An 8,627-nucleotide genomic window follows, 5' to 3' on the forward strand; every position below is an offset into this window, starting at 1 on the left:
ATCGGACGGGATGCACCCTCGCCCCCCGCCGCGCCGCGACCGATCTTTCCCGCAACCACCACGCCTCCGGCCCAGACGCAAGCATGACCGCCCCGCTGACCACCCCCGCCGACCCTAAGCCGTCCCTTCACGTGCTGCTGGCGGGCCCACGCGGCTTCTGCGCCGGCGTCGACCGTGCCATCAAGATCGTCGAGCAGGCGATCGGGAAGTTCGGCGCACCTGTCTATGTGCGGCACGAAATCGTGCACAATAAATTCGTGGTGCAGAACCTGGAGGCCCAGGGCGCCATCTTCGTCGAGGAGCTGGAGGAGGTGCCGGAGGACGCGCCGGTGGTCTTCTCCGCCCATGGCGTGCCGAAGTCGGTGCCCGCCGAGGCGCGCCGGCGCAACATGATGTACCTCGATGCCACCTGCCCCCTGGTGAGCAAGGTGCACCGGGAGGCCGAGCGCCATGAGGCCGCCGGCCGCCATATCCTGCTGATTGGCCATGCCGGGCACCCCGAGGTGGTCGGCACCCTGGGCCAGTTGCCGCCCGATGCCGTCACGCTGGTGGAAACGGTGGAGGATGTCGCGCGCATCCAGCCGCCCGAGCGCCCGCTGGCCTTCACCACCCAGACCACCCTGTCCGTCGATGACACGGCCGAGATCGTGGCGGCGCTGAAGGCGCGCTTCCCCGACATCACCGGGCCGGGCAAGGAAGACATCTGCTACGCCACCACCAACCGGCAGGCGGCGGTCAAGGCCATCGCGGCGCGGTCCGACATGGTGATCGTGGTGGGCGCGCCCAATTCCTCCAACAGCGTGCGGCTGCGGGAAGTGGCCAGCCGCTCCGGCTGCCCCCGCGCCATCATGGTGCAGCGCGGCGCGGACCTGGACCCGGCGGAGGTCGATGGCGTCTCCATCCTCGGCCTGACCGCCGGCGCCAGCGCGCCCGAGATCCTGGTGGAGGAAGTGCTGACCCGGCTGCGGGAACGCTTCACGGTGACCACCGAGGAAGTGGTGGTGGCGGTGGAGGACATCACCTTCCGCGTGCCGCCGATGCAGCGCCCCAACCGCTGAACGGCGCCCGCTGACCATGGCTGTCTATACCGAGATCTCGGACGAGGCGCTGCGCGCCTATCTCTCCGACTATTCCCTGGGCGAGCTGGTCGCCTTCCGCGGCATCGCGGAAGGCGTGGAGAACAGCAACTACGCGCTGAAGACCACCACCGGCGACTATATCCTCACGCTCTACGAGAAGCGGGTGGACCCGGCGGAGCTGCCCTGGTTCCTGGGCCTGATGCGGCACCTGGCGGCGCATGGCCTTTCCTGCCCCCAGCCCGTGGCGGCACGGGATGGGGAGGCGCTGCGCGAGCTGTGCGGCCGCCCCGCCGCCATCTGCACCTTCCTGCCCGGCGTCTGGCCGCGCCGCGTGCGCCAGGGCCATTGCGGCCCGCTGGGTGCCGCGCTGGCGGAACTGCATGCCGCCGGCACCGGCTTCACCGCCGAGCGCCCCAACAGCCTCGGCCCGCAATCCTGGGCGCCGCTGCTGGACCGCTGCCGGGCCGGCGGCGACGCGGTGCAGCCCGGCCTGATCGCGGAACTGGACGGGCAGCTGGAAGGCATCCTGCGCGCCTGGCCGCGGGACCTGCCGCGCGGGCAGATCCATGCCGACCTCTTTCCCGACAATGTCTTCTTCCTGGACGATGCCGGGGGCGCGCCGCGCGTCTCCGGCCTGATCGACTTCTACTTCGCCTGCACCGACTTCCTGGCCTATGACCTGGCCATCTGCCTCAATGCCTGGTGCTTCGAGCCGGACTTCTCCTTCAACATCACCAAGGCACGGGCCATGATCCATGCCTACCAGTCCCTGCGCCCGCTGACGGAGGCGGAACTGGCGGCGCTGCCGGTGCTCTGCCGGGGCGCGGCCATGCGCTTCCTGCTGACGCGGCTCTTTGACTGGACCCATACGCCAGCGGGCGCGATGGTGACGCGCAAGGACCCGCTGGAATACCTCAAGCGCCTGCGCTTCCATGCCGCAGCCCAGGATATCCACGCCTATGGCCTCTGACGTTTTCGAATCCGCCCCGCCCGAGGCTGCCGAGCGCGTGGTGGAGATCTGGACCGATGGCGGCTGCAAGCCGAACCCCGGCCCGGGCGGCTGGGCCGCGATCCTGAAGTTCGGCGAGGTGGAGAAGGAACTCTCCGGCCACGACCCCGCCACCACCAACAACCGCATGGAACTGACGGCGGCCGCCAACGCGCTGGAAGCGCTGAAGCGCCCCTGCACCGTCATCCTGCACACGGACAGCGAATATGTCCGCAACGGCATCAGCCGCTGGATCCATGGCTGGGTGCGCAACAACTGGCGCAACGCCGCCAAGGACCCGGTGGCGAATTACGAGCTATGGCAGCGCCTGCTGGCCGCCGCCAAGCCACACAAGGTGGAATGGCGCTGGGTGCGCGGCCATGCCGGCGACCCGATGAACGAGCGCGCCGACAAGCTGGCCACGATCGCTCGGGATTCCGGGCAGGGCTGATGTGCCCGTCGAAGGAGATCAGCACGCTTACCCCACGCGCCCAGCTGGAGACAGCGGATACCGGGCCGTGAGTTCGACCCTACTTGAGTTGGCTGTCCTTGCTGCCCCTGCGGTTGAATCCAATGCTCACCGGGCGGCTGTCTAGGGCTGACTGGCAGGTGACGCAGGTCTTCACCCCAAGAAGCGCGTGGCGCCGTGCCGCCGGGATCTCCTCGCCACATTCGAGGCAATGCGTGGCTCCCTCCCCTGTCGGGAGGTGGGCGCGCGCCCTCGACACGCCATCCGTAACGGTGTCGTCGATCTGGTCCTGCACAGCGCTGTCCGGAGCCCATCCACTCGCCATCTTCACCACCTGGCTTGATTGCAGTCGAGGCCGCTTCAGATGGTCGCCAGCGGCGGCGTTTTCAATGAACGCCCTGGCGCACCGAAGCGCGAAGCGGCTTCCACGCCCAGGCGGCACGGTCAGGTCCTGGCCGGAAGCTGCCGGTCCGCTCATGGCTGCCAAATAGCGAAAAGCGCGGCTGGCAGCCGCCTGGTGACCAGAGGGGACCGAAGCCCGGTGCCGGTGCCTGGTACAGACGCACGGCCGACCACTCACAGCTCCCTCTCGATCAGCAGAGCCTCTGGGGAGCGTGCGAAGCGGTCTTAGCGGATTTTGGTCGCAACAGCAGCGCTCCGGCCGACGCGAGCTGAACAAGGGCTGCGGCGGCGAAGGGCAAGATGCCCTCGTTGATCGAGAACCCTGTCGCGCCGAGGTCGCGCAGCAGGCCGAAGGCAGCCGGTGCAAAGGCGTATCCCGCCTGACTGATGGCTGTGACCAGCCCCACGACCCGCGCCACGTCAGCGGAGCGGAACTCGGCTTGCGCAATGAGCGGCGGCAGTGAGGTGCTGTTGCCCAGGCCCAACCCGAACAACGCGCAACCGAACAGCAGCAATGGCACGGAGGACCCAGCACAGAGGAGCACCACCGATCCGATAGCCTGCATTCCGGCATTGGCGGCGGTCACCACCCGCCGGTCTGCCCCCGGCGGCATCACCGCCCCGAGCAGGGAACGTCCGCCGACGGCGCAGACTGTCACCCCACCCATGGTCAGGCCCGCGCCGCCCGCACCCAGGGTGGGCACAAGCAAGGAGAAGAGGTGCGCTACCAGACCGACCTGCGCCACGAACCCGAAGGTCGTAGCCGCTGCAAGGGTCAGGAAGCGCCGGTCACGCCAGGGGTTCCTGAGAGCCGCCGCATCCGTTCCGCGCGGCGCCGCCTCGGCTGGACCTACTTGCTGCGGGGCCAAGTCGCCGTCGGGCAGCAAGTTCATACTCGCAGGGGTGCGGCTGAGATAGAGCCTCGACAGCACCCATGTCACGCCGATGACGGAGGCGGCCACCATCCCGGCAGCCGCATGGAAGCCCAGGCTGGCGATGAGGACGACCCAGAGCGGGGAAAAGATCACGCCCCCCATGCTGGCGCCGTTGAAGGCCATTCCCAGTGCGGCCGGACGCCGGCGGGCGAACCATGGAGAGACCATCGCGTTCAGCGCGGCGCCACTGGTCAGCGCCCAACCGGCGCCGCTCACCGGAGCGGCCAGATAGAGTTGCCATGGGGCTGCCGCGAAAGCCCAGCCGAGCAAGCCGACCGCCGTGAACAGCGCACCAGCGCGGGTGACCGCAACAAGGCCGAAGCGACGATGCAGGGCAGCGAGGTTGGCGACCACAGCGGCGCCGAGCAGGAAGTGCGCGGAAATGGCCCCAGAGACGACCGATACCGGCCAGCCGCGCGAGGTATGCAGGACCTGGAGATAGATGGGAGGGCCGTAGAAGCTGATGCCCCAGGCGAACATCGCCAGAGTGAAGGCCGCCCCTACAACACGCCAACCGAAGAACATGCGAGGGAGCGCCATTATGCGCGTCCCTCCACGAGATCGGCGGCCCAGGAGCACCACCCTCCGGCGCATCCTGCGGGCAGCAGTTTGGCCGCCAGCGCGATGAAAGAGACGAAGGGCCGGATCACTGTGATTTGCATCGTCTCTGAGGTGCACAAAGGCTTCTTGGGTCAGAAAGCCAGCTTGCTCTTCTGCCGCATATCCGCGTCGAAATTCTCCGGCCGCAGCCAGGCTTCATAGCCAGCTTTCAAACGCGGCCAGTCCTGGTCCGTCATCGCGAACCAGGCCGTGTCGCGGTTCTGGCCTTTGAGGACCATGTGCTGGCGGAATATGCCCTCGAAGGTGAAGCCGAAACGCTGGGCGGCCCGCTTGGAAGGCTCGTTGTGGTTGTGGCATTTCCATTCGAAGCGCCGGTAGCCGAGCGTGTCGAACACGTAGCTGGCCGACAGATAGAGGGCCTCGGTGGCGACACTGGTGCCTGCGATGGCCGGTCCCCAGAGAATACTGCCAATCTCGATGACGCCATGCACAGGATCGATGCGCATCAAGGCTTGCCGACCTTCTGCCCGCGCAGTCTGTCGATCGATCACGGCGAAGAACAGCGGATCGGTTGAGCTGGCAGCCTTGTCGAGCCAAGGCGTGAAATCCTGTTCCCCGGTAGGAGGCGCCTCGAACAAGTAGCGGAAGCGATCCTCCGCACCAGGCTGCCGAGCCGAGGCCAGCAACTGCTCGCCGTGCTGCCGCGCATCCAGCGGTTCGAGCTTTGCGTAACGGCCTTCGAGCACAACTCGTTCCGGACGCGCCACGCCCTGCCAGTTCGATAGATCCATTGGTAACTCTCGTGTCCGTTTCGAGAGTGCTTAGCTGTCAGATTGGTCGCCGCAAGGGCCAATTCATAGCATAGTCTGCCGACCAATGTGGGAGAGACGAGCAGTCTGTTGGACCAGCCTCTGTTCCTGGAGGCGGAACAGCCCCCCGGTAGGCCATGCCACCCGTGTACGCTCTCCCCACCCGATCCGGTCCGTAGGCAGCCGGAAAGCGACGTCCGCTTTGCGAAAAGCCGCTAAACCATCCGGGTGGCCGATAGAGTGCCCACCCGTCATGGCCGGGTCTGGCCGAGAGCGGAATGGCCGCTTCGTGGAGACGGGTAGGCGGAAGCGGCCGAAGATGCCTCCGCACGTGCGTGGTCTTATGTGGCGGATTTCTGCTCGGTCATGAGGGTGCGTATCAGCGCCGCATCGGCGGGCGAGACCGGGTTGTAGACGATCATACCGAGATCTGGCCGCTCCTCGAGCGCAAAGGAGGAGTACTCCAGTTCCAGCATGCCGAGGGTAGGATGGCGCAAGCGTTTGGTACCCCCGCCGTGGGCGCCCACGTCGTTCTCGCGCCAGAGCGCCTCGAATTCCGGGCTCGTCCGGCACAGTTCCTCCACCAGTTGGCGGACCTCGGACAGGGCACCGGCCCGCGCCGCATCCGCCCTGAAGGCGCCCACCACGAAACGGGCAACGCTCTCCCAGTCGTGCTGGGCGGCCCGGACTTGAGACTGGCCGAACATCAGGCGCAGGACGTTGCGCTGGTCCGGAGGGAGCGCCCCATAGTCCGTCAGCACCGCCACGGCCGCCCGGTTCCACGCCACGATGTCCCAGGTGGCGGTCTTGATGATCGCGGGGCTGAACTCGAGGGCATCAAGCAGGCGCTGCAGCCGCGGCGAGACCCCCTCGGCCGCCCTGTAGCGCACCTCCGGCGGCCGCCCGAGGCCGAGGAGGAAGAGGTGCTCGCGCTCGATGTCGGTCAGCATCAGCGCACGGGCAATCCGGTCCAGCACGTCGGCGGACGGGGCGCCGCCGCGCCCTTGCTCCAGCCAGGTGTACCAGGTGACGCTGATGTTGGCGCGCTGGGCGACCTCCTCGCGGCGCAGGCCCGCCGTCCGTCGGCGCTGAGTGGCGAAGCCGAGCGCGGCGGGGTCGAGGCGCGTTCGCCGAGCCTTGAGATAGGCGCCGAGCCGATCTTCGACCCCGATGGACATCATCCTGTTAGCCTTTATACCAGGATAAGTTCACTACTTTAACAGTATTTAGCGCGGGAGGATACCAGGGTCTCCAAACGGCCATGGAACTCTGACATGCGTGTATTCGTCACCGGCGCGACCGGCTTCATCGGTTCGCGCATCATTCCCGAACTCATCGGCGCGGGTCATCAGGTTCTGGGACTGACCCGCTCGGATGCGGGCGCTGTGGCGCTCGTTGCCAGCGGCGCAGAGGTGCATCGTGGAACTCTGGAAGACCTGGACAGCCTGCGCCGAGGCGCGGCGCAGGCGGACGGCGTGATCCACTGCGCCTTCGACCATGACTTCACGAACATGCTGGCGAATTGCGAGAAGGACCGCCGCGCCATCGAGGCTCTGGGCGCAGAGTTCGCCGGTTCCACCCGCCCGCTCATCATCACTTCTGGCGTCGGGATGGGCGACCCAGGGGACGGGACACTGAGCAGAGAGAACGTATTCAACACCAAGCACCCGATCCCCCGGAAAGCCTCTGAGCTCGCTGGTGCCGCAATGCTCGAGGCTGGCGTCAATCTGTCGGTCATGCGGCTCCCGCAGGTCCACGACACCGTCCGGCAGGGCCTGATCTCTCCCCTGGTCCAGGTTGCCCGCGCGAAGGGCGTGTCCGCCTATGTCGGAGACGGGATGAACCGCTGGTCCGCCGCCCATGTTCTCGATGTCGCCCGCCTTTACCGGCTGGCCCTGGAGCGGGCAGAACCCGGCGCCCGCTACCACGCGGTGGACGAGGAGGGCGTGGCAGCCAGGGACATCGCGGAGGCCCTGGGACGCGGGCTGGGCGTGCCGGTCGTCTCCCTGCCGCCCGAAAAGGCGCAGGACCATTTCGGCTGGCTCGCTATGTTCGTCGGCCTCAACATGGCAGCCTCCAGCGCCCTGACGCGGGAACGCCTGGCCTGGCAGCCAACTGGGCCGGATCTGCTGACCGACCTGCGGGAGATGGACTACGGAGCCGCTTGATTGGAAAGGCCAGCGCGTTACCAAAGTGCGGCAACAGTGGACACCGTTCCTGACGGTGTTGCGGGACTGCGCTGGCATGTCTGGCTCGTGGCGACAGGCGGGGTGCGACACACCACCGAAGTGCGCGCGATGCGAAGAGCATCCTTCCCATCGCCAGCAGTCAGCCTGCGGCCCAAAAGGAGGCGAGCTGAAGCCAACGAAGATTGCCTGCAGCCAACCGTGGCAGCCAGCATCCCGTCGGCAGATGCAGTCCTCTCGATAGTCCTGCCGCCTGGATGATGGCGTCATCGGATCCGGTCACGACCGCAGTGCCAGACCCTGTCGTGCTGCCGCTGAGGGCGCTTTTTCCTCGCGGAGGGATGTCACATGGCTTATCGACTGGCCATGGTCTTCGTCCTGGACAGGGCCGAATGGGCGGCCGCTTCGGCAGCCGGGCCCGATTACGCCACCGAGTGGCACGCGCATGACTGCGCCATGCTCCTGCTGCCGCGGCAGGGGCTGATGCTGGTGCAACTGGAGGGGCGACGCGTGGCCTCCCCGCTGCGGCCTGGCAAGGCACTCCTCGTGGCGCCCGGCCTGGGTCATCGCACCCGGGCCGCCGATGCGGTGCACCGGCACATCGTCCTCTACACGCCCACACCCCGCCTCAGCCGCTGGCTGCAGGGGCAGGGTTGGCAGCTTGGCCTGCTGCGGCCGGGCATGCTGCCGTTGCTGAGCTACTGGGATGCGCTGCCCGAAGGCTCCGGACGGGCCCGGCTGGCCGAGCGCCTGCTTCTGGAGGAAGCAACCGAGGCCGGGCTCGAACCTGCTCCGGCACAACACGGCGCCGCCGTGGTCCAGGCCATCGCGGAGCACCTGCGCGCCCAGTTGCACGAGCCGCAGCCCCTGGACAGCCTCGCGGCCCGCTTTGGCCTTTCGCGCCGCCAGATGACCCGGCTCTTCCGGCGGCATCTCGGGCGCAGCATCGCGGATTACCTGGGCGAGCTGCGCGTGCGGGAAGCGGCCCGGCGCATCGGGACAGGCCAGGGTGTTCTGGCCGCGGCGCATGCCGTGGGCCTGGCCTCGCCTTCCCACCTCGCGCGGCTCTTCCGCCAGCACACCGGGCGCTCCCCCTCGATGGCCCGATCCGGCGAGGACTAGGGTCTGTGACCGGACGCAGCGATGCGTAGGTTGATGATGGTGGCGGCGAGATGGGCAAAGCCAGTCCAACTGCGGC

The 8,627-nt window shown here is 67.7% G+C and carries 9 protein-coding genes; 5 read left to right on the top strand and 4 right to left on the bottom strand.

The window, feature by feature from the left end:
* Positions 1-83: 83 nt before the first annotated feature.
* Genes ispH through rnhA form a run of 3 tightly spaced genes read left to right on the top strand, consistent with a single transcriptional unit; the run spans position 84 to position 2,518 of the window.
* Complete coding sequence (gene ispH / locus EBE87_RS12205) at positions 84-1,058, top strand: 4-hydroxy-3-methylbut-2-enyl diphosphate reductase (RefSeq protein ID WP_120638588.1); 975 nt, start codon at positions 84-86, stop codon at positions 1,056-1,058.
* 16 nt (positions 1,059-1,074) lie between these two features.
* Positions 1,075-2,049, top strand: a complete 975-nt coding sequence (locus tag EBE87_RS12210) for a homoserine kinase (RefSeq protein ID WP_120638589.1) — start codon at positions 1,075-1,077, stop codon at positions 2,047-2,049.
* Positions 2,039-2,518 carry a ribonuclease HI gene (rnhA, locus tag EBE87_RS12215; protein ID WP_120638590.1) on the top strand — a complete coding sequence of 160 codons (480 nt, stop codon included), beginning with the start codon at positions 2,039-2,041 and terminating at the stop codon, positions 2,516-2,518. The genes EBE87_RS12210 and rnhA overlap by 11 nt, the downstream gene beginning before the upstream one ends.
* 79 nt (positions 2,519-2,597) lie before the next feature.
* On the opposite strand, the gene EBE87_RS30745 is transcribed toward rnhA, so the two are convergent.
* From EBE87_RS30745 to EBE87_RS12235, 4 genes are all read right to left on the bottom strand, one after another.
* The gene (locus EBE87_RS30745; protein WP_456316277.1) at positions 2,598-3,014 is read right to left on the bottom strand and encodes a DksA/TraR family C4-type zinc finger protein; all 417 of its coding nucleotides are present in this window, start codon (positions 3,012-3,014) and stop codon (positions 2,598-2,600) included.
* A gap of 115 nt (positions 3,015-3,129) precedes the next feature.
* A complete protein-coding gene (locus tag EBE87_RS12225) occupies positions 3,130-4,398 on the bottom strand; it encodes an MFS transporter (RefSeq protein WP_199707401.1) in 1,269 nt (422 codons plus the stop codon).
* A 167-nt stretch (positions 4,399-4,565) separates the two neighbouring features.
* Positions 4,566-5,225, bottom strand: coding sequence for a GNAT family N-acetyltransferase (locus tag EBE87_RS12230; protein ID WP_120638593.1), 660 nt, complete (start codon positions 5,223-5,225; stop codon positions 4,566-4,568).
* 359 nt (positions 5,226-5,584) lie between these two features.
* On the bottom strand, positions 5,585-6,424 hold the full coding sequence (locus EBE87_RS12235; protein ID WP_199707403.1) for a helix-turn-helix transcriptional regulator: 840 nt from the start codon (positions 6,422-6,424) through the stop codon (positions 5,585-5,587).
* Between the two features lie 93 nt (positions 6,425-6,517).
* On the opposite strand from EBE87_RS12235, the gene EBE87_RS12240 reads away from it, so the two are divergent.
* Both EBE87_RS12240 and EBE87_RS12245 read left to right on the top strand, forming a co-directional pair.
* Entirely contained in the window at positions 6,518-7,411 is an 894-nt protein-coding gene (locus tag EBE87_RS12240) for an SDR family oxidoreductase (protein ID WP_120638594.1), read from the top strand.
* A 366-nt stretch (positions 7,412-7,777) separates the two neighbouring features.
* A complete protein-coding gene (locus EBE87_RS12245) occupies positions 7,778-8,551 on the top strand; it encodes an AraC family transcriptional regulator (RefSeq protein WP_120638595.1) in 774 nt (257 codons plus the stop codon).
* The last annotated feature ends 76 nt before the right edge of the window (positions 8,552-8,627 follow it).

Origin of the sequence: Teichococcus wenyumeiae (genome assembly GCF_003696345.1) — a bacterium.
GTDB classification, from domain to species: Bacteria; Pseudomonadota; Alphaproteobacteria; order Acetobacterales; family Acetobacteraceae; genus Pseudoroseomonas; species Pseudoroseomonas wenyumeiae.

Excerpts from the sequence above, each read along its gene's own strand:
- ispH (WP_120638588.1), top strand. The coding sequence starts at position 84 with ATGACCGCCCCGCTGACCACCCCCGCCGACCCTAAGCCGTCCCTTCAC.
- EBE87_RS12210 (WP_120638589.1), top strand. The coding sequence starts at position 1,075 with ATGGCTGTCTATACCGAGATCTCGGACGAGGCGCTGCGCGCCTATCTC.
- rnhA (WP_120638590.1), top strand. The coding sequence starts at position 2,039 with ATGGCCTCTGACGTTTTCGAATCCGCCCCGCCCGAGGCTGCCGAGCGC.
- EBE87_RS30745 (WP_456316277.1), bottom strand. The coding sequence starts at position 3,014 with ATGAGCGGACCGGCAGCTTCCGGCCAGGACCTGACCGTGCCGCCTGGG.
- EBE87_RS12225 (WP_199707401.1), bottom strand. The coding sequence starts at position 4,398 with ATGTTCTTCGGTTGGCGTGTTGTAGGGGCGGCCTTCACTCTGGCGATG.
- EBE87_RS12230 (WP_120638593.1), bottom strand. The coding sequence starts at position 5,225 with ATGGATCTATCGAACTGGCAGGGCGTGGCGCGTCCGGAACGAGTTGTG.
- EBE87_RS12235 (WP_199707403.1), bottom strand. The coding sequence starts at position 6,424 with ATGATGTCCATCGGGGTCGAAGATCGGCTCGGCGCCTATCTCAAGGCT.
- EBE87_RS12240 (WP_120638594.1), top strand. The coding sequence starts at position 6,518 with ATGCGTGTATTCGTCACCGGCGCGACCGGCTTCATCGGTTCGCGCATC.
- EBE87_RS12245 (WP_120638595.1), top strand. The coding sequence starts at position 7,778 with ATGGCTTATCGACTGGCCATGGTCTTCGTCCTGGACAGGGCCGAATGG.